At 48.5% G+C, this 18,343-nt stretch carries 21 protein-coding genes; 14 read left to right on the top strand and 7 right to left on the bottom strand.

The features are described 5' to 3' along the window. Window positions 1-106 precede the first annotated feature (106 nt). Entirely contained in the window at window positions 107-2,263 is a 2,157-nt protein-coding gene (locus ACJJIV_RS10125; RefSeq protein WP_444891599.1) for a hypothetical protein, read from the top strand. A gap of 37 nt (window positions 2,264-2,300) precedes the next feature. Here ACJJIV_RS10125 and rep read toward each other — a convergent pair whose 3' ends face one another. Next, a complete protein-coding gene (gene rep, locus ACJJIV_RS10120) occupies window positions 2,301-4,334 on the bottom strand; it encodes a DNA helicase Rep (protein ID WP_252084133.1) in 2,034 nt (677 codons plus the stop codon). 153 nt (window positions 4,335-4,487) lie between these two features. On the opposite strand from rep, the gene ACJJIV_RS10115 reads away from it, so the two are divergent. The 8 genes from ACJJIV_RS10115 (at window position 4,488) to ACJJIV_RS10080 (ending at window position 10,609) form a co-directional block, all read left to right on the top strand. Beyond that, entirely contained in the window at window positions 4,488-4,712 is a 225-nt protein-coding gene (locus ACJJIV_RS10115) for a DUF3565 domain-containing protein (RefSeq protein WP_444891598.1), read from the top strand. Further along, the gene (locus ACJJIV_RS10110) at window positions 4,709-5,161 is read left to right on the top strand and encodes a YaiI/YqxD family protein (RefSeq protein WP_152450565.1); all 453 of its coding nucleotides are present in this window, start codon (window positions 4,709-4,711) and stop codon (window positions 5,159-5,161) included. Before ACJJIV_RS10115 ends, ACJJIV_RS10110 begins: the two co-directional genes overlap by 4 nt. A gap of 17 nt (window positions 5,162-5,178) precedes the next feature. Next, complete coding sequence (locus ACJJIV_RS10105) at window positions 5,179-5,664, top strand: GNAT family N-acetyltransferase (protein ID WP_444891597.1); 486 nt, start codon at window positions 5,179-5,181, stop codon at window positions 5,662-5,664. A 30-nt stretch (window positions 5,665-5,694) separates the two neighbouring features. Beyond that, complete coding sequence (locus ACJJIV_RS10100) at window positions 5,695-6,264, top strand: GNAT family N-acetyltransferase (RefSeq protein ID WP_444891596.1); 570 nt, start codon at window positions 5,695-5,697, stop codon at window positions 6,262-6,264. Between the two features lie 448 nt (window positions 6,265-6,712). After that, entirely contained in the window at window positions 6,713-7,285 is a 573-nt protein-coding gene (locus ACJJIV_RS10095; protein ID WP_444891595.1) for a GNAT family N-acetyltransferase, read from the top strand. Between the two features lie 123 nt (window positions 7,286-7,408). Continuing rightward, window positions 7,409-8,377 carry an alpha/beta hydrolase family protein gene (locus tag ACJJIV_RS10090; protein WP_444891594.1) on the top strand — a complete coding sequence of 323 codons (969 nt, stop codon included), beginning with the start codon at window positions 7,409-7,411 and terminating at the stop codon, window positions 8,375-8,377. Between the two features lie 5 nt (window positions 8,378-8,382). Next, entirely contained in the window at window positions 8,383-9,231 is an 849-nt protein-coding gene (gene bla / locus ACJJIV_RS10085; RefSeq protein WP_444891712.1) for a subclass B3 metallo-beta-lactamase, read from the top strand. A gap of 94 nt (window positions 9,232-9,325) precedes the next feature. Then, window positions 9,326-10,609: an amidohydrolase family protein gene (locus ACJJIV_RS10080; protein ID WP_444891593.1), complete on the top strand. Its 1,284-nt coding sequence runs from the start codon at window positions 9,326-9,328 to the stop codon at window positions 10,607-10,609. A 119-nt stretch (window positions 10,610-10,728) separates the two neighbouring features. Here the strand turns inward: ACJJIV_RS10080 and ACJJIV_RS21520 are convergent, their stop codons facing one another. From ACJJIV_RS21520 to ACJJIV_RS10060, 5 genes are all read right to left on the bottom strand, one after another. Continuing rightward, window positions 10,729-10,926 carry a putative antibiotic biosynthesis monooxygenase gene (locus ACJJIV_RS21520; RefSeq protein ID WP_507021893.1) on the bottom strand — a complete coding sequence of 66 codons (198 nt, stop codon included), beginning with the start codon at window positions 10,924-10,926 and terminating at the stop codon, window positions 10,729-10,731. Then, the gene (locus ACJJIV_RS10075) at window positions 10,923-11,366 is read right to left on the bottom strand and encodes a MarR family winged helix-turn-helix transcriptional regulator (protein WP_444891592.1); all 444 of its coding nucleotides are present in this window, start codon (window positions 11,364-11,366) and stop codon (window positions 10,923-10,925) included. Before ACJJIV_RS10075 ends, ACJJIV_RS21520 begins: the two co-directional genes overlap by 4 nt. Beyond that, window positions 11,366-11,653, bottom strand: a complete 288-nt coding sequence (locus tag ACJJIV_RS10070) for a putative quinol monooxygenase (protein ID WP_444887763.1) — start codon at window positions 11,651-11,653, stop codon at window positions 11,366-11,368. The genes ACJJIV_RS10075 and ACJJIV_RS10070 overlap by 1 nt, the downstream gene beginning before the upstream one ends. 149 nt (window positions 11,654-11,802) lie before the next feature. Then, window positions 11,803-13,299, bottom strand: coding sequence for a YifB family Mg chelatase-like AAA ATPase (locus ACJJIV_RS10065; protein ID WP_444891591.1), 1,497 nt, complete (start codon window positions 13,297-13,299; stop codon window positions 11,803-11,805). A 34-nt stretch (window positions 13,300-13,333) separates the two neighbouring features. Next, a complete protein-coding gene (locus ACJJIV_RS10060; protein WP_252084143.1) occupies window positions 13,334-13,576 on the bottom strand; it encodes an accessory factor UbiK family protein in 243 nt (80 codons plus the stop codon). Between the two features lie 422 nt (window positions 13,577-13,998). Between ACJJIV_RS10060 and ACJJIV_RS10055 the strand changes: the two genes are divergently transcribed. The 5 genes from ACJJIV_RS10055 to ACJJIV_RS10035 all read left to right on the top strand — a co-directional run bounded on the left by ACJJIV_RS10055 (window position 13,999) and on the right by ACJJIV_RS10035 (window position 17,476). Next, window positions 13,999-14,754: a TorF family putative porin gene (locus ACJJIV_RS10055; protein WP_444891590.1), complete on the top strand. Its 756-nt coding sequence runs from the start codon at window positions 13,999-14,001 to the stop codon at window positions 14,752-14,754. Window positions 14,755-14,801: 47 nt separating this feature from the next. Continuing rightward, window positions 14,802-15,140 (top strand): P-II family nitrogen regulator, encoded by a 339-nt coding sequence (locus ACJJIV_RS10050; protein WP_252084145.1) that lies wholly within the window; start codon window positions 14,802-14,804, stop codon window positions 15,138-15,140. A gap of 54 nt (window positions 15,141-15,194) precedes the next feature. Continuing rightward, window positions 15,195-16,454, top strand: a complete 1,260-nt coding sequence (gene amtB, locus ACJJIV_RS10045) for an ammonium transporter AmtB (protein ID WP_444891589.1) — start codon at window positions 15,195-15,197, stop codon at window positions 16,452-16,454. 86 nt (window positions 16,455-16,540) lie between these two features. Beyond that, window positions 16,541-16,879 carry a P-II family nitrogen regulator gene (locus ACJJIV_RS10040; protein WP_152450594.1) on the top strand — a complete coding sequence of 113 codons (339 nt, stop codon included), beginning with the start codon at window positions 16,541-16,543 and terminating at the stop codon, window positions 16,877-16,879. Window positions 16,880-17,251: 372 nt separating this feature from the next. Further along, on the top strand, window positions 17,252-17,476 hold the full coding sequence (locus ACJJIV_RS10035; protein WP_252084147.1) for a hypothetical protein: 225 nt from the start codon (window positions 17,252-17,254) through the stop codon (window positions 17,474-17,476). Between the two features lie 78 nt (window positions 17,477-17,554). On the opposite strand, the gene ACJJIV_RS10030 is transcribed toward ACJJIV_RS10035, so the two are convergent. After that, the gene (locus ACJJIV_RS10030) at window positions 17,555-18,292 is read right to left on the bottom strand and encodes a DUF484 family protein (RefSeq protein WP_252084148.1); all 738 of its coding nucleotides are present in this window, start codon (window positions 18,290-18,292) and stop codon (window positions 17,555-17,557) included. Window positions 18,293-18,343: the final 51 nt, after the last annotated feature.

Below are 18,343 nucleotides of genomic sequence, written 5' to 3'. Positions count from 1 at the left end.
TGTGATAAGCCGTAATTAGGCATTTAATCCCTACTAACGTAATAACTCTGTATTATCCGCGCCTGCCTGTAAGTTAGATGTATACAACAACTCAAGGAAATTACGCATGAAGCTGGGGAAACTCTTCTCTTTTGCTGCTCTATCGTTTGTATTGGCCGCTTGTAGTGGTGGAGGAGGTGGTAGTAATTTGGAAGTCCCTGATGATTCTGCTGCTTTAGGAGCAGGAGCAGGAGCAGATGGTGAAGTTGATTCAGTAAACACTGATGAGATACCTCCTGAAGTATCGATTACATTCCCGTCTTTTCAGGATACATGGACTTACCAGCGTGAAGTTATTTTACGTGGTACTGCTAGTGATGATCTACAAATTAAAGGTGTATACATTAATGGTGTTTTAACTGAAACCACAGATAATTTTTCTAACTGGAAATTGAAAGTAAATGTGGATAAACCTACTGCAGAATTTGTGGTTAAAGTACTTGATACTGGAGGGAATGAGACGACTTTACAGCCATTGAGAATAAATGCTCATGATGGTTTCGCTCGTAGGGCTTATGGAGCTCTGGCAATAGATTCAAAGAATAGTCGGTTATTTGCAGGGCCACATCCGACAAAGATCCAGCTCTCTAATTTTTCTTTTAACCGCTTTGAAGGGGATTTGCCATTAATTACTGCGATGACAATAGATGAGGTTCGCAATAAATGGTATGTGACGACTTCGGAGTATCTTGCAGAATTATCGTTAGATACCGGAGGGATTTTAGAAAAGTATGAAGTGGAAACAGAATTTGCCAGTATTGATGTTGATGAGATTTCAGGGAAAGTTTATTGGAATAATTCTGGCAAAATAGAAGTGCTTGATCCTATAACAGGTGTTTTTAGTTCAGTTTCTGGGGCGAATAAAGGGGAAGGCCCAGAATTGGAGTTTGATACTAAAGTTGTGATCAATAATCAGAATATGTATGCATTTTCCGATACTGCTGTTTGGGGGCAGATCCAATCTTTTTTATATATGATCGATCTGAATTCAGGAGACAGAAATCTATATAAGAATCTATACGACACACCTGAAAAAATTACTCGAGTAAGAGCCGCAGTATCACATCCGAATAAACCTATTTTGTATTTTTTAGCTAGTTCAGAGCTTTCTGGAGATGGAGCTGAAAACTTATATGGTTTGAATTTAAATGATAATAATATATTCAAAATCATTGACATGGGAGATATAGGTTTTATTTCTGCCGATTTTGGACTGGCCTCCTTGCAAGTTGATCGTGTAAACGATACTGCTTATATACTGTCTCAGGCTTCTGGGCAACTCTATAAGGTGATATTGAACACCGGAAGTATTACCCAAGTTTCACGAAATTTTCGCGGTAAAGGTCCATCACTTACAGGATTTTCTGTTCTTGGCTTTGAGTACGATGTTATTAATAATTACTTAGTTACATTAACTTCCTCGGTGTGGTCAGATGGAGGAGGAAAAATAATGTCTATTGATATCAATAGTGGAGATCGTAAGGTGATTTCTGGTCCAGATCATGGTCTTGGTGTTAAATTTTCTCATGCTAATGATTTGTCTATTTCCCAACAGGGTAACATTTTTGTTGCAGACTCTGGTGGTAATGATATCAAGGTTGTAAACGCTCAAACGGGAGATAGGGCAATATCAGCGGGAAATGATATTGGATGTTGTACTTTACTTGAATATCCTTCGGACGTGGAAGTTGATGCTCAAGGAACAACAGCCGTAATCATTAACCCTTGGAAGCAACTATTGAAAGTTGACCTATCTACAGGAAATAGAACCATTTTGACCGATGGAACTGAAGAGCATGGTACTGGCCCGACATGGGATGGTTTATCAGATATAGAAGTAGATTTTGATAAGGCTATTGTATATGCCCTTGGCTTTCCACGTAGTGGCGTTAGAGCTATATATGAAGTTAGCTTAGATACAGGGGATAGAAAGATATTACATAGCAGTGAGTCCTCTCTGAACTTCCCCAATTCAACTAGTATGTTTTTTGATTCTCAAGAGGGTAGCTTACTGTTTCCAACATGGGGTGAGTCTGCAAGCTATTTCGAATTTGATTTAGAAGAAAAGCAAATGAAGGAAAAGCAGTATTTTGGGAATGAAACTAAGTATAGAATTACAGCTTTTGCAAAAGCAGGTAATCGTCTTTTTGCTAAATTAAGTGATCCTAACAGTGTGGCTGAGATTGACCCACAAACTAGGTCTGTTGTTATCATCTCAGAATAGAGATTCCTTGCTGCTGACTGAGGTCGCATTTGCGGCCTCAATCAAACATACTCAACAAAGACCCCAAAGTTTCCTCTCCCTTCGCCTGATTCTGCTCCGGTGTCGCCTTGCCAAATCCCTCTAGCAACACATCCTCTTCCGGCAGCTCGTCAATAAAACGGCTGGGTGTGGTGTCCTGAGTTTCGCCAAACTGTTTGCGCTTGCCCGCCAAGGTCATGGTGAGGGTACGTTGGGCGCGAGTGATACCCACGTAGGTGAGGCGGCGTTCTTCTTCGATATTGTCATCCTCAATACTGTTGCGGTGGGGAAGTAAGTTCTCTTCCATACCGATCATAAACACGTGGGGGAATTCCAAGCCCTTGGCGGCGTGCAGGGTCATCAGGCTCACCTTATCGGTGGCTTCCTCTTCTTCCTGGCGTTCCAGCATATCCCGCAGGATCAGTTTGGAGATGGCCTGTTCCAGGCGGATATCCTGCTCCAGTTCATCGTCGGTGCCCTCCATAATCTTGTTGAGGCTCTCCAGCAACCAGTACACATTCTCCATGCGCTTTTCGGCCACTTTCTCGCTGCTAGCGTTTTGCGAGAGCCAACCGGCGTAGTCGATATCTTCCAGCATTTCACGCAAGGCGCCATTGGCGGTGGTATCGCGACAGTTGCGCTGTACCCCTTCGAGCCACAAGGCGAAGCGATTTAGGCGCTCGTAGCCCTGCTCGTTGATATGCTCCTTAAAGCCCAATTCCGAGCAGGCTTTGAACATGGAAATCTCGCGGCCCTTGGCGTAGTTGCCCAGGGCTTCCAGGCTGCTAGTACCTATTTGGCGACGCGGTGTATTGATAATGCGCAGGAATGCGTTGTCATCATCCGGATTCACCAACAGGCGCAGGTAGGCCATCACATCCTTGATTTCAGCGCGGGCGAAGAAGGAAGTACCGCCGGACATCTGGTAGGGAACCTGGTGTTCCTGCAGTTTCATTTCGATCAGGCGCGCTTGGTGGTTGCCGCGATAGAGCACGGCAAAATCCATAAACTTGCAGCCGCGACGGCTCTTTTGCAGAAAGATCTCGTTGGCGACCCGCTCCGCTTCCTCATTTTCATTGGCCACCTTGAGCACGCGGATCTCCTCACCCAGGCCGCGATCGGACCACAATGCTTTGTCGAATTCGTGAGGATTGTGGGCGATCAGGTGGTTGGCCACTTTGAGGATGCGGCTGGTGGAGCGGTAGTTTTGCTCCAGTTTGATCAGGCGAAGGTTGGGGAAGTCGGTCTTCAGCGCACTCATATTTTCCGGGCGCGCGCCGCGCCAGGCGTAAATAGACTGGTCATCGTCTCCCACCACTGTGAGGCCGCCGCGCCCGCCCACCAGCAGCTTCACCAGCAGGTACTGGGAGTTGTTGGTGTCTTGATACTCGTCCACTAGTAGGTAGCGAATCTTCTTGCGCCAGCGTTGCAGTAACTCCGGATCTTTGTCGAACAGCTGTACCGGCAGCAGGATCAGGTCGTCGAAGTCGACGGCATTGTAGGCCTTGAGGGCTTCGCAGTAGCGATCGTAGGCAACCGCGATTGCTTGCTCACCGGGGCTCTGTGCCTGCTCTAGGGCACGGCGCGGGGTGAGCATATCGTTCTTCCAATTGGAGATCTGGTTTTGTACCCGATCCAAGAGGTCTGTATCCAGGTCGCCATCCCTGAGCATCAGCTCCTTGATCAGGGCGCGGGCGTCTTCCGCATCGAAGATGGAGAAGCCGGGCTTGAAGCCGGCGGCGCGGTATTCCTTACGCAGGATATTCAGCCCAAGGTTGTGAAAGGTGGATACGGTGAGACCGTGACTCGCCTTGGAGCGCTTGCCATCCGGGCCCGCCAGCAGTTTGCTGACCCGCTCTTTCATCTCCCGTGCCGCCTTGTTGGTGAAGGTGAGGGCGGCGATATTGCGCGCGGCGTAGCCACACTGCTCGATCAGGTAGGCGATCTTGCGGGTGATTACGCTGGTCTTGCCGGAGCCGGCACCGGCCAGCACCAGGCAGGGGCCATCGACATACTTCACGGCTTCGGATTGGCGGGGATTGAGCTGGGTCATAGATGGGGCTGCATCTTCGCGTCGCGGAAAAGCGGGAGATTCTAGCAGTCTTGGCTCGAATCATCCCAGTACCAGTGCGAACCACTGGCCACACGTATACTTTGCCCTTGGGATTGGCTATAACTGCGCCTTATTCCCTGCTTGTGTAACCCCATGCAACAACCCATCGCCGGCTACCACCTAGATGAAGAGAATCACTGGGTGGCGGAGCTCGCCTGTGGCCACTTCCAACATGTACGACACAATCCTCCCTGGACCAACCGGCCCTGGGTGATCACTGAACAGGGGCGCGAGTCTATGCTGGGATTCCAGCTCAATTGCAAGAAATGCGATGAGGGTGCACCGCCCGATACGCTCGAAGAGGTTGTAGAGCCATGACAAAACTCTGGGTTGATGCCGACGCTTGTCCGGTCGCTATCAAGGAAATCCTGTTTCGCGCCGCTGAGCGCACAGCCACAGAACTGACGTTGGTGGCCAACCAAGCGGTACGGGTGCCGCCGTCGCGCTATATCCGCTCCGTGCAAGTGACAGCCGGTTTTGATGTGGCGGATAACGAGATAGTGCAGCGCTGCGAGGCAGGGGACCTGATTATTACTAGCGATATCCCACTGGCAGCAGAGGTGATCGACAAGGGTGCTGAAGCCCTTAATCCCCGTGGGGAGCGCTATACCAAAGCCAATATCCGCGCGCGTCTGAATATGCGGGACTTTATGGATACCCTGCGCTCCAGCGGCGTGCATACCGGCGGACCACCGGCCCTTAGCCAGGCGGACCGCAAAGCTTTTGCCGATCAGTTAGATCGATGGCTGGCAAAGAGTCGCAAGTAACTTTAAGGAGAATTGCCGTGGAGAATTTGAGGCTGAAGCCAATGGAAGAGTGGCAATTCCCAACATTGATGTCTTGGCTACCTGATTGGGAGCAGTGCCAACAGTGGGGTGGTCCTGATTTCAGGTTTCCGTTCGCGGGGAGGTCCTTCTTGGAGGATTGCCGTTGGCCGGAGTTACCCAGCTACGCACTTCAGGACAGCAGCGGTGATGTGCTGGCTTTTGGGCAGTATTACCAACACCTGGGCCGCTGCCACCTAAGTCGCTTAATTGTCTCTCCCAATCATCGCGGAGCCGGATTAGGGCGTGCGCTGGTAGTACAGCTTGCACAAACAGGAGCCAGAGCCCTGGATGCAATCGAGTGCTCTTTATTTGTCCTGCGTACTAATCTAGCGGCACGGACTCTCTACCAGAAATTGGGTTTTGAGGAAGCGGCTTATCCAGGGCAGCGAAAATGGCTGGAACAGTGCGATTTTATGGTCGCACCGTCTGTAGATTTTCAGTAGAAACAAAATATTGAATAGCGCGAATATTCCATGCCTGAATTAATACACCCCATGACCGAACGCTTACAGCTGCGCCAGTGGCGAGAGGAAGATAAGCCTGTATTTGCTGAAATGAATGCTGATCCAAGGGTGATGGAGTTTTTCCCCGCATTGCTGACGCGACAGCAGAGTGATGCCGGTGTGGATCGCAGTATTGCGCATATTGAGAAATACGGCTGGGGCTTTTGGGCCTTGGAGCTGAGAGAAACCGAAGAGTTTCTCGGATTTGTCGGTATGAAAAATGTGACTGAAGATTTGCCCTTCGCACCGGCGGTAGAGATTGGCTGGCGCTTGGCCTTCCCTTATTGGGGAAAAGGCTATGCCAGTGAAGCCGCAAAAGCCTCTTTGGATGTAGCTTTTAATACTTTGAATCTCAGTGAGGTCGTTTCTTTTACGCCGCTTCAGAATCTTCGCTCCCAGCGGGTGATGGAGCGGCTGGGCATGCGGCGGGATTCTCTTGTCTTTGAACATCCGCAGGTTCCAACCGAAAGCCCTTTGTTAAAACATTGTTTATATCGTATCAATGCTGATGAGTGGTTTAGAGAGCATTCAATCAAATAATTTATCTACTCTGGGTGCTCTTTTGCTGAAAAAGAGGCCCCTTATTAGTTTCGTATTCATTTGCGGCCTCAAGGTCCTCCCTGCGCAGCTTACTATGTGACTCACACTCTGTATTGTGACGTCTTGAAAGGCTAACACATTCCTGCGAAGCCGCGTCTGATCGAGAACCATTCTGAAAGCCAGGGGCATCATGAATATTGAGTGATCCCCTGGTAAATCTTCCCACAATCAGATGTTTCGTAGGGTGTGTATTTCTGCTGGAAAGGAATACATACACATATAGAACGGTTTGCATTTCTCTTAGTCCATTTGATGCTTTATGAAGGTAGAAAAAGTTCGCCAAATTCAAGTTAATCATTTTTTAGTTGACTGGACTTTCATTACTTCAAAATGGTCTTAATGGTATAGGTGTTACCAGAAATTTTCTCAGCGCGTAGTTACCCAGACAATGGCCAGATTGATTCAGCCTGACTCAAAGCGACTAGTCCTTCGTCAATGGCGAGAAGAGGATCGGAGTGATTTTGCTCATTTAAATGCAGATACTCGGGTTATGCGGTTCTTTCCCTGCACTCTGAATCGAACTAAAAGTAATAAGCTTCTAAATACCCTTAAGGAACATATCGATGTATACGGGTGGGGGTACTGGGCGGTGGTATTGAAAGAGAATGGACAATTTATTGGTTTCGCTGGTATTAAACATGCTTCGGCGGAGTTGCCTTTCTCGCCAAGTGTGGTACTTGGTTGCCGCTTCATCAGGGATTTCTGGGGGCGGGGGTATGCCAGTGAAGCGGCCAAGGCTGTCTTTGCGGTAGCATTCGAACAATTAAATCTTACTGAGGTAGTGGGGTGTACCGCATTACAAAACCTTCCTTCACAAAGAATGATGCATGGCCTGGGTATGAGTCGTGACGCCTCAATCTTTGACCATCCACTGGTACCGGAAAACAGCCCCCTGCGGCCTCACTGTTTGTATCGGCTCTCGTTTGATACCTGGTGGGAGCAGATAGGCGGAAAACCCTAATAAGCGGTTTAAATTAAAATTATAAATAGTCTTTAAGCTATTCAATGGAACCTATTTAATGGACTTGCGTCATAAACAGCACTCTCAATAAACATAAGAAACAAAAGCAAATGGAGGTGTTTTATGATGAATCTGTTTCGGTTAAAGGCAATAAAAGTTGTCCTTATAAATATTCTGCTGTTAATCAGTTTGCCAATGGCTCATGCGGAGTTCATAAAAAATACAAGTAAACGTCCGGATACCTCAACCCTTTATTGGTCTCTAGAATTTCCTGCCCACAGCGAGTCTCACGGCTTGTTACTGATCGCTCAGGGCTCAGGTTGTCTTCCTGCCATTAAGAATAAGACAGTACAACAAGTTAAGAAGATTGCCCCAAATTTTGCCGTGCTATTGGTAGAGAAATACGGGGTTACCCATGCGGATGGCCCCAATGACCAATTTAAAGATTGCGCTCAGGCTTATGTGGCGAAGCATACCGTTGAGCAGCGCGCTCGGGATATCGTGCAAATAGTCGAAGAGTTAAAGGAAGCTGACTGGTGGAATGGTAAGCTGGTTCTCTTTGGTGGCTCAGAAGGCGGTGATGTTGTTGCTCGTTTGGCCCCCAAATTAAATCCAGATGCGGCTGTAGTTTTCTCTAGTGGCCTCGGGCAATCTTTTGCTGAGGTACTTAAGTCCTTGGTTCCTCCTCACGTAGCGATAGAAGTCGATGCCAAACTCGCTTACGCACGGACGAATCCTGAAAGTGTAGAAGTCTGGGGGGGGAATTCTATGCGCTGGTGGGCCGATGTTGTCGATCGGGTACCAGTTAATGGCTTATTAGATAGCCATGCTCCTGTCTTATTGATTCAGGGTACAGAAGATAAGTCCTCTCCTGTCAGCTCCGGCCGTGCAGCGCGTGATGCTTATACAAGCGCGGGGCGATGTGAATTAACTTATTGGGAGTATCCCGGTTACGATCACTATATGACTGATACCGATGGTGTGAATCACCGAAGAGAGGTTTTTGAACGAGTTGCTGGATGGATAGAAAATACCTTACTTAATGGAACACCCAGATGTATATCCGGTGTAAAGAAAATAGAGAGCAATTGATGAATATAAGAACCAAACTAGCCGCGATAGTAATGACAGTTTACGCCAGTACCACGATGGCTGAAAATTTCTCCGTATTGCCGCAACTGGAAAACTACAAAGTGCCAGAATCCTGGCGCCAGCCAGTAGCGCCTCTTAAAATAGCAGATAATACCTGGCAAATAGGTACAGAGGGAATTACCTCACTGTTATTAAAAGGCAAAGAGGGATCGATTCTAATTGACGGTGGCATGGAGCAGACGGCTGAACATTTATTGGAGAATATGCGGAGATTGGGAGTCGCCCCCACGGATCTCAAATTAATCTTGCACAGTCAGGCCCATGCAGACCACGTAGGTTCCTTAGCCGAGCTAAAACGCGTGACTGGTGCACAGGTAGTAACCAATGCCGAGTCGGCAGTGTTAATGGCTCGCGGTGGTGCCAATGATATTCACTTTGCCGACGAACTTTTATATCCGCCAATAAAGGCAGATCGTATTCTGCATGATGGCGAGCAAGTGGTTCTGGGAAATTTGCGTTTACGTGTACATTTTATCCCAGGCCATACACCGGGCAGTATGGCCTGGACCTGGGAAGATGCAGTTGATGGTAAAGCTACAGACATCGCTTATGTGGATAGCCTTACAGCGCCGGGTTATCAACTGATTGATAATAGCCGCTACCCCAATATCGTAGAGGACTTCCGCACAAGCTTCGCCCGTGTGCGCGATTTACCTTGTGATTTACTCATTACGCCTCACCCGGCTGCAAGTGGGTGGGTATTCCAGGATACTATTACCAGAAAAGTAAGAGTGGGCTGTAAAGGATATTCCGATGCAGCTTCGGAAAAATATGAACAACAACTACGTAAATAGTTAGAAGTAATGATTTTTTTGTTGTAAATAATATGAGTTATTTAAAATAAATTAATTCGAATTGTTCTCATATGAATAGAGTTAGCAGTTAATAATGTTTAAAGCAAAATCATTTGAAGGTGTTTCAGTAAATTTTATTGGTCGTTTTTTATATGGGGTGTTTTTAATTATTTTTTCTCAGAAAGCTTTTTGTGAAACTACATATGCCGTGGTGGGAGGTAAATGGTTTGATGGGACGGATTTTAAGGAAGCTACTTGGTTTGTTGACGAGAATGGCTCTTTGACTAAGACCAAACCACAAAAAGTTGATTATACCTTTGATGCCAGTGGAAAGTATGTAGTGCCGCCTTATGCTGAAGGACATAATCACAATCTACAAAACCCTTGGGGTATCAAGAATTTTGGGCCTCTGCAGATCAAATCTGGAGTTTTTTATAGCGTGCAGATGTGCAGCTTTGGTGAGAAAATTAAGGCGCAGTTCAGTAGTATAGATACCATGGATGTTTTGTATGCGTCAGATTGCATGACTGCTTCGGATGGTCACCCGATTGCTTTTTATTTTAAGGATCGATCAAACCCCACTGAGAAAGAAATTCAGGATGGTAGAAGTAGCTTGCTAATCGTTGACAGTTTGTCAGATCTTGACCGAGTTTGGCCTGGAATTATAAAAAAATCGCCAAGATTTCTCAAAATTGTTCTCGTTGGCAGTGAGAATTTCGAAGAGCGCCACGGAGATAAGAAGTATCTTGGCGTTAATGGCCTAAATCCGAAATTGGTGCCGGTTATTGTCGAGCGTGCTCACCAATCTGGAATTCCAGTGGTAGCCCATGTAGATACAGCCCACGATGCTATGGTAGCGATAAAAGCCGGTGTCGATGTTTTGGGTCATTTGCCCGGATATAGAATTGCCAGAAACGAAGGCTTCGATATTCAGGACTATGTTTTGAGCGATACTGCTATAGCTTTAGCTGCTGAGCAGGGTACAAAGTTGATTGCAACAGCTAGTGTGCCCACTGGACACAAATACTCAGAAGGTGAATTGAGTGAGATACAGAAGATTCAGAGAGATAATCTTACCCGTTTACGTAATGCTGGCGTATCTTTATTAATGGGGAGTGATAATTTTTCCGGTACGGTACTTCGTGAAATGCGCTACTTGGACTCTCTAGATATTGCACCGAGAGAAGTATTACTTAAATTCTTGACCATGGATACTCCGAAGTGGATGTTTCCGGAGCGAAATTTAGGCACCTTTGCCGAAGGTGCTGAGGGTAGCTTCTTAGTGTTGGAGGGCAATCCTCTAGAGGATTTAGGTTTTCTCGATAAGATTTACATTGGCGTGAAGCAGGGGAAAATGTTAGTCAATGATTCCAATTAATGATAGGTAATAAATTTTATTCAGGTATAATATTTTTGGGGTTCTAGATTTGTTAAAAAATACCCAGCTTGATTGCCAAGCTGGGGTATGTTTTCTCCATTTTAATATGCCCTTTTTTTTTAATTTGTTTCTAACAAGCGATGTACCTTTGGTACAAGATAGAAATACATTAGTGGGACCAGAATGGCGGTCATTATTAAAGCCTTTAAACCAATTGCAATTTGCAATTCCAGTGCCTGTATCCCCAGAAGTAATAGAGTAACAATGGGGTAAACCAATGCCCATATGCACAGGGCGTGTACTATCGGTCCCTTCATTTGTTCAGTTCCTCCATAAATTTGGAAATTGTCTTAAAATATCCAGGCAAAATTTTCTGTAAAAATTGTTTTCCACCCTTGGTGAGTGCTACACATTTTGCCCTACCATCGCTGGAATCTGCTTCCATAGCGATAAGCTCATCTTCCACCATACTTTTCAAGGTTCGTGTCATTACCGGCCGGGAAACATCAATTCGTTCTGCAATTTCTGAAGCTAGTAAACTGTCTCTTTGTGGCTCCCGGTCGATGACGATCATTACTAAGAAACGCAGCTGGGAGGTTCCGTGCTCAGTAAAATAGCTCTCCAACTCTCGTAAAAGTAGGCTTGCATCCCGCATCATGGTAAGTGCGCCCTGAACGGCAGTGGGATCTTTTACTGAAAAACGTTTGGCATATCCTTCAACCATTTGTTGCGAGGGAAGAGCTTTGAGGAAAAACATTAGGCCAGTCTCTTGAGCTTATTGATCTCCACCGGCTCTTTTAGCCACTCTTGATAGGCTTCGAATATTGGAGCGATATAGGGCATGGTGTAATGCTTTTCTAAGTCTTCCTGGCTGCGCCACTCCTCGTATAAAAATAGGCATTCCCCATCCTGGTGCACTGCGAACTGCAGGCAGCCCTCCTCTTCGAGAGTATTTGGCACTATGGATAAGATGGCCTGTTTGGCTTGCGCAAAGAATTCTGTCTTGGGGAAAATTCTGGCAATAATGAATAGGTGATTATTCATAAGGTTAACTCAGCAGCGTATAATATAGTTATCATGATAACTAAAGTTTTTGACCTGTCAAATATCAGTGCAATATACAGCTGATGGCTCTGTAGCAATGAGAATTCACTCTGGCGGTATATTCGAGATTTAGAGGGCGTAAAGAGCTTTTAATGTGTATGAACGCTTGCCTGGCGTCTGTCTAGATTCCGGTAAGCCAACGCTTCGGCAATTTGTGCTGTACCAATTCTTTCCTGTTTGGCTAGGTCCGCCAGAGTGCGGGCGACTTTAAGCACTCGATGATAGCTGCGTGCAGAAAGCCCAAGTTTTTCTACTGACTGTCGCAGTAGTAGTTTTTCGGTATCGCCTAGGGCGCAGTGGTTTTCCAGCGATGCCCCTTTTAATAAGCTATTGATTGTTCCTTGTCGCTGTAACTGCTGTTGGCGGGCATTACAGACTCGCTCACGCACACTCTCAGATGACTCACCGGGAGGAGAATCCTGTAACTGTATTGCGCTCATTGCGCCAACTTCCACCTGCATATCAATACGGTCCAACAGCGGTCCGGAAAGCTTGTTGCGGTAGCGGTCTATCTGGTCCGGTGTACAGCGGCAACGAGTTTCTCCCAAATAACCACAGGGGCAGGGATTCATCGCGGCCACTAATTGGAAGTGGGCGGGGAAGGTGACTTGCGCTCTGGCGCGGGAAATACGCACCTCGCCATTCTCCAGCGGTTCACGCAATATCTCTAGGGCATGGCGGGGAAACTCCGGCATCTCATCCAGAAATAAGACCCCGCGGTGGGCCAGGGAAATCTCCCCTGGGCGCGGTGTGCTACCGCCGCCCACCAGTGCGGTTGGGGAGGCGCTGTGGTGGGGGGCGCGGAAGGGCCTGTGACTCTGGTGGGGTAATCCAGCGCTGGAGTACACAGCCGCCACTTCTATAGATTCATGGCTGGTTAGAGGCGGCAATATACCGGGCAAACGGCTGGCTAACATGGTCTTGCCTGTACCCGGTGGACCATAGAACAAAAGGTTGTGCCCTCCTGCTGCAGCGACTTCCAGCGCCCGTCTCGCTTTGAGCTGGCCACGAACATCAGCGAGGTCTGCAGTGTGTGTAATTACTCGCTCTAATTGCTGCTCGGCGCGGGGTAATTTTTCCCGGCCATGCAGTTCTGCACACACTTCAAGAAGCGAGTTGGCGTTAGCGATTTCGCTGCCAGCCAGGGCGGCTTCGCTGCCGTTTTCTTTCGGTACTATTAATAGGCGTTGAGCGGCAGCACTGGCGATGGCTGCAGGAAGTGCGCCGCTGACCTGGCGTATTCCGCCGGTAAGGGCGAGCTCTCCGATAAATTCGTAGCTTTCCAGGGGCTCACTAGGCACTTGGCCGGAGGCGGCGAGTATGCCTATAGCGATGGCGAGATCGTATCGCCCGCCGTCCTTGGGTAGGTCCGCGGGGGCCAAATTAACGGTGATACGCCGCTGGGGGAATTCAAAGTGGCTGTTAATTAGGGCACTGCGTACCCGGTCGCGGCTCTCGCGCACGGCAGCTTCGGGTAGGCCGACGATATGAAAGGCGGGGAGCCCGTTGGCCAGGTGGGTCTCAACGGTGACCAATGGGGCGTTAACACCCAGCTGGGCACGGGTGTAGCTAACTGACAGGCTCACATTTTCATCCTTGATACGGCGGCTTGTGGAAGAACTAATCCTCGGGTTTGTGTTCTCTCTGTGCGAGAGCCTGCTCCAGTATTTCCACCTTGTCTTCCAGGCGAGCCAATTTTTCTCTGGTGCGCCTCAGTATCTCCACTTGAGTATCGAACTCGCGCTGGGAGACCAGCGGCAATTTATCCAGTGAAACCTCCAGCGCACTGCGCAGGTCATTGGTAACTACTGTGCCCTGCTGTTGCAGTTCTTTTAAGAGTTGTTGCAGTTTGTCCGCAGCCACGGGCAACTCCTTGCTGTCAAAATCTTATTTAATGGCACCAGATTGTAACCCACACCCTATAGCCACAAAAGCTGACTCTTTGTGCACTATTCTGATCACTGCCTCTGCAAGATTCCCCACTTCTGTGCACGCGATGACAAACAGTTCCATCTTGGTGCGTGAGACTTTGCGGGCTCATTGTTCGTATTTATTCCGGTTGTCTGCTTTCCCGTTAACTTATTGATTTCATGGGATATTGCTGTCCTGGCATCAAGTCTGCAGTGAAAAGGCAGGTGTGCCATTTACGATCACTGGGAGTCTGGGAAAGTAGCGGTTCACAAGACGCAAGAGACCCTCTGTCATACCCGACAGTGCAGGACCGATTGCAGGCGGCGCCATTACAGCTCTTGAAATACAGCCTATAGAAATTTAGGAGAAATAAAGTGGAAGTTAAAAAGCATAAAATTGCCACTATTTTCGCTGGCGCTTTACTGACGTTGGGCACTGCCAATCTAACAAATGCTGAAGAAAATACCTCTTCCAGCAGCTCTCAGGAAGAGGGCATCAGTTTCAGCGCCAACCTGGGTATGGTTTCAGATTATCGCTTCCGAGGCATTTCCCAAAAGGATAGAAATCCCGCAATTCAGGGTGGTCTGGATCTGGATTTTGGCAATGGCTTTTACGTGGGTACCTGGGCTTCGCAGGTGGATTTTGCTTATGGGTTTGATGAAACCGATTACGAGCAGGATTTTTACGGTGGTTTCTCTTCGGATTTCAATGACTCCATTAGTTACGACGTCGGCTATATCTATTACGCCTATCACGGCAGTGACCAGGATGAAGATTACTGGGAAATTTACGGCAACCTCAGTATTTCAGATCTGACCCTCGGAGTTGCTTACTCTCCCGACTATTGGGCGCAGAGCGACGAATTTTATTACACCTTTGCGGAGTACAGTTTCTCACTGCCAGCAGATCTGAGCCTGGATTTTCATGTTGGTTACAACATTTTTATGGAGCGTAGTGAGTTCCTTTATGAGGACGATGATTATATCGATTACTCCGTAACGCTCAGCAGAGGCTTCGGTGGTTTGAACCTGAGTGCGGCTTACGTTGGTACCGATGTCAGTAAAGAGGAATGTTGGGATACCGATTGGTGTGAGCCAACCCTGGTAGTTGGTGCTACTTATACTTGGTAATCAATTCGCCCGCGATATTTCGCGGGCATTTTTTTTGGGGGGAATCCATGAAATTAATCACCGCAATTATCAAGCCTTTTAAGTTGGATGCCGTGCGCGATGCCCTCAGAGAAGTGGGTGTTAATGGTGTGACTGTAACTGAGGTGAAAGGTTTTGGTCGGCAAAAGGGCCATACCGAATTGTATCGGGGCGCTGAGTATGTCGTGGACTTTTTGCCGAAAACCATGCTGCAGATTGCCGTAGAGGATTCTGAGTTAGACAAAGTTTTGGAGGCACTGGGCTCCAGTGCACACAGCGGAAAAATCGGTGATGGAAAAATATTTGTTGCCAACCTGGAGCAGGTAGTGCGCATACGCACCGGCGAAACCGGCAGAGACGCAATCTAACTCAATAGCAACAAACATAATTTTAAAAATATACAGACTTGAACGGAGAGAAACATGGAAAACCAGATATTTCAGTTGCAGTATGCAATTGATACTTTTTATTTCCTGATGTGCGGTGCTCTGGTGATGTGGATGGCTGCGGGTTTTGCCATGCTGGAAGCCGGCCTAGTGCGCTCAAAGAACACTACAGAAATCCTCACCAAAAATGTTGCGCTGTTTGCAATAGCCTGCATTATGTATCTGCTCACTGGATACGCCATTATGTATGATGGCAACTGGATGCTATCTGGCATTGAGGCATTTAGCCTCGACACTGTACTGGTCGATTCCTCCAGTAATGGATTTGAAGGCGATTCCGTTTATTCGAGTGCTTCTGACTTTTTCTTCCAGGTCGTATTTGTCGCCACCGCTATGTCCATTGTTTCTGGTGCCGTGGCCGAGCGTATGAAGCTGTGGAGCTTCCTTGCTTTCGCGGTGGTATTGACTGGCTTTATTTACCCACTGGAAGGTTCCTGGACCTGGGGTAGCCAGGATGTCTTTGGTCTATTTAGCCTGGGTGACCTCGGTTTCTCCGATTTTGCCGGTTCCGGTATCGTACATATGGCCGGCGCCGCCGCCGCTTTGGCTGGCGTGCTGTTGCTGGGCGCACGTAAAGGTAAATACGGACCCAATGGCCAGGTTTATGCGATTCCCGGTGCCAATTTGCCTCTGGCCACACTCGGTACCTTTATCCTGTGGATGGGCTGGTTCGGCTTCAATGGCGGTTCCGTATTAAAACTGGGCGATGCCGCCAGTGCGCATTCTGTAGCCATGGTATTTGTTAATACCAATGCCGCTGCAGCCGGTGGTGCTATCGCCGCACTGATTACCGCCCGCTTGCTGTTCGGCAAGGCCGATCTCACGATGCTGCTCAATGGTGCGCTGGCGGGCTTGGTGGCAATTACTGCCGAGCCCTCTACTCCTACTGCTCTGCAGGCCACTGTGTTCGGTATGTTTGCCGGTGTTCTGGTAGTCTTCTCCATCATTACTCTGGATAAACTCAGAATTGATGATCCGGTCGGCGCTATTTCCGTGCACGGTGTAGTAGGTCTGCTTGGTCTGTTGCTGGTCCCCCTAACCAACGAGGAATCCACTTTTGTGGGTCAGTTGGTTGGCGCCTTGACGATCTTCCTGTGGGTCTTCGTAAGCTCCCTGGCGGTTTGGTACCTGCTCAAGCTGGCAACCGGTATCCGTGTCAGTGAGGATGAAGAGATGGAGGGTGTTGACTTGGCCGAGTGTGGAATGGAAGCTTACCCAGAATTTATGAGCAAATAGTCGCTCGGTAGTGGCGTCGCCTTAATATTGGGGTGACTGTCGCATTGAGGTTCCCGCAAAGAAGATAAACCAGGGGAAAACACAAGATGAAATTAATAACGGCCGTAGTGAAGCCCTTCAAGCTGGACGATGTGCGCACTGCTCTTTCCGAGGTCGGTGTCCAGGGAATGACGGTAACAGAGGTGAAAGGCTTTGGCCGCCAGAAGGGCCACACCGAACTCTACCGTGGTGCGGAGTACGTGGTGGACTTTCTGCCCAAGGTTAAACTGGAGCTGGCCGTCGATGACAGCATGGTGGATGCGGCTGTAGAAGCTATCACCAAAGCGGCGCAAACCGGAAAAATCGGTGATGGAAAAATCTTTATCACCGCGCTGGAGGAAGTGATCCGAATCCGTACTGGGGAAACCGGTAGCGAAGCGGTGTAATATTTGCCGATTAATCAGGGTACTTCTATTAATAATGCCCAGTATGTTTAAGGCCCCGTAAGGGGCTTTTGCTTTTCTTTATCCCCTAAAAATGATCCCTGACCGTCTCCTACTAGAAGGTTTCTCCCTACCTGTCACTTAAATCTCCATAACAAACTGCAATATCTCCTCGATTTTTTCCCAACAAAAAACTCTACGGGCTCCGGTGCCTGCAGCTGGCAGCGTAGATTGTAAGTGCCTATATATTAATCGCCGCTTTTGATGCGGTGGGCGATTGCTACTCCGGTGGCTTTCAATTTCATTGGCGCCGCGGGAAGGGGCGGCACAGAGGTACTCCCTCTGTAACAGGAGTAAGGGTTACAGGGTTTTGCTATGAAAGATAGTTATGAAGATCAGGGTAAGAACGCTCGCAGCAAGGATACAGAGGAATTTGCCGAAGAGCGCTCCATTACCTCCCGTGAACGCGCCAGAAGCCAGCTGAGTTCTGATGTTGAGGAATTTCTAGCCGGTGGCGGGGCGATTAATGAAGTCGATCCAGACGTCACCGCCGACCCGCCACGGAAACCGCAGCCAAAATACGGTAGTCGACCTATTTAGTGCTTTTCAACGTTGCCGCCCCTGAGATCAGGTTGGCGGCAAAATCTTTTCTGCAGGAAACCCCGAAGCCTGTTGGCCTCAGGGATTCAGTAGCCTGGGCAGCAGGCGCTCCAAAACTTCGCCAATATAAGAGAGAAACAGAGTGCCGAGGCTGGAACGGTAGTATTGGGGATCGGATGATCCAACTGCCAGCATGCCGAGCTGATTGCCGAGCGGGACCACTGCGGCGGAGGCAATTTCCTGCCATTGGTCTCCGAATAAATACTCTCTTTCCCCGGGACGCAAAATTCCACATATTGGGCGGCCATTCCGCAATATGGCGCCAATGGCCGTCTCTGCGCTGGAGAGTGTGCTGGTGCGCACTTCACCGAGCTTGTCGGCTGACACGCCCAGCGGCCCAAATAGAGTTAGGCTGGTAAATTCCACATTGAAGTCATGGGAAAAGCTGTTGTACAGAGCCGTGGTGGCCTCACCAATGGTCTGTGCTTCCAGTAGGGCGAGGATCAGACGGCGGCTATTAAAAAACAACTGATCGTTATCGCGTGCATTGTGCAGTAACTGGTCGAGGCGTTGCCGCATCTCAATATTGCGCTCGCGTAGCAGATTGGTCTGATGTGTCATCAGCGACACGGTCTTGCCATTTTCCCGCGGCAGTTTGATGGTTTCGAGCAGGTCCATGCGCTCGACAAAAAACTCAGGGTTTTGCATTAGGTAGCGAGCTACCTGGCGCGCGAGCAACTTGTCATCGCGCTGGGTTTCCCTGTGGTTGCCGGCGACAATCTCATCAGAAGTTTGATTGGCGTCTGTGTGTTCCATCGTGTTCTGTTCACATTGGCGCGGGCGCGTGGTGAATCCTGTGCTCTATCG

Source organism: Microbulbifer mixtoriginis (SeqCode) (assembly GCF_052466765.1).
Note: the sequence above shows the minus strand (reverse complement) of the source record. Positions and strands in the feature narration are given on the sequence as shown.

Coding starts and splice junctions, on each gene's coding strand:
- amtB (WP_444891589.1), top strand. CDS start 15,195: ATGGAAAACCAGATATTTCAGTTGCAGTATGCAATTGATACTTTTTAT.
- ACJJIV_RS10115 (WP_444891598.1), top strand. CDS start 4,488: ATGCAACAACCCATCGCCGGCTACCACCTAGATGAAGAGAATCACTGG.
- ACJJIV_RS10080 (WP_444891593.1), top strand. CDS start 9,326: ATGTTTAAAGCAAAATCATTTGAAGGTGTTTCAGTAAATTTTATTGGT.
- ACJJIV_RS10070 (WP_444887763.1), bottom strand. CDS start 11,653: ATGAATAATCACCTATTCATTATTGCCAGAATTTTCCCCAAGACAGAA.
- ACJJIV_RS10075 (WP_444891592.1), bottom strand. CDS start 11,366: ATGTTTTTCCTCAAAGCTCTTCCCTCGCAACAAATGGTTGAAGGATAT.
- ACJJIV_RS10030 (WP_252084148.1), bottom strand. CDS start 18,292: ATGGAACACACAGACGCCAATCAAACTTCTGATGAGATTGTCGCCGGC.
- ACJJIV_RS21520 (WP_507021893.1), bottom strand. CDS start 10,926: ATGAAGGGACCGATAGTACACGCCCTGTGCATATGGGCATTGGTTTAC.
- rep (WP_252084133.1), bottom strand. CDS start 4,334: ATGACCCAGCTCAATCCCCGCCAATCCGAAGCCGTGAAGTATGTCGAT.
- ACJJIV_RS10110 (WP_152450565.1), top strand. CDS start 4,709: ATGACAAAACTCTGGGTTGATGCCGACGCTTGTCCGGTCGCTATCAAG.
- ACJJIV_RS10035 (WP_252084147.1), top strand. CDS start 17,252: ATGAAAGATAGTTATGAAGATCAGGGTAAGAACGCTCGCAGCAAGGAT.
- ACJJIV_RS10040 (WP_152450594.1), top strand. CDS start 16,541: ATGAAATTAATAACGGCCGTAGTGAAGCCCTTCAAGCTGGACGATGTG.
- ACJJIV_RS10100 (WP_444891596.1), top strand. CDS start 5,695: ATGCCTGAATTAATACACCCCATGACCGAACGCTTACAGCTGCGCCAG.
- ACJJIV_RS10090 (WP_444891594.1), top strand. CDS start 7,409: ATGATGAATCTGTTTCGGTTAAAGGCAATAAAAGTTGTCCTTATAAAT.
- ACJJIV_RS10125 (WP_444891599.1), top strand. CDS start 107: ATGAAGCTGGGGAAACTCTTCTCTTTTGCTGCTCTATCGTTTGTATTG.
- ACJJIV_RS10095 (WP_444891595.1), top strand. CDS start 6,713: ATGGCCAGATTGATTCAGCCTGACTCAAAGCGACTAGTCCTTCGTCAA.
- ACJJIV_RS10050 (WP_252084145.1), top strand. CDS start 14,802: ATGAAATTAATCACCGCAATTATCAAGCCTTTTAAGTTGGATGCCGTG.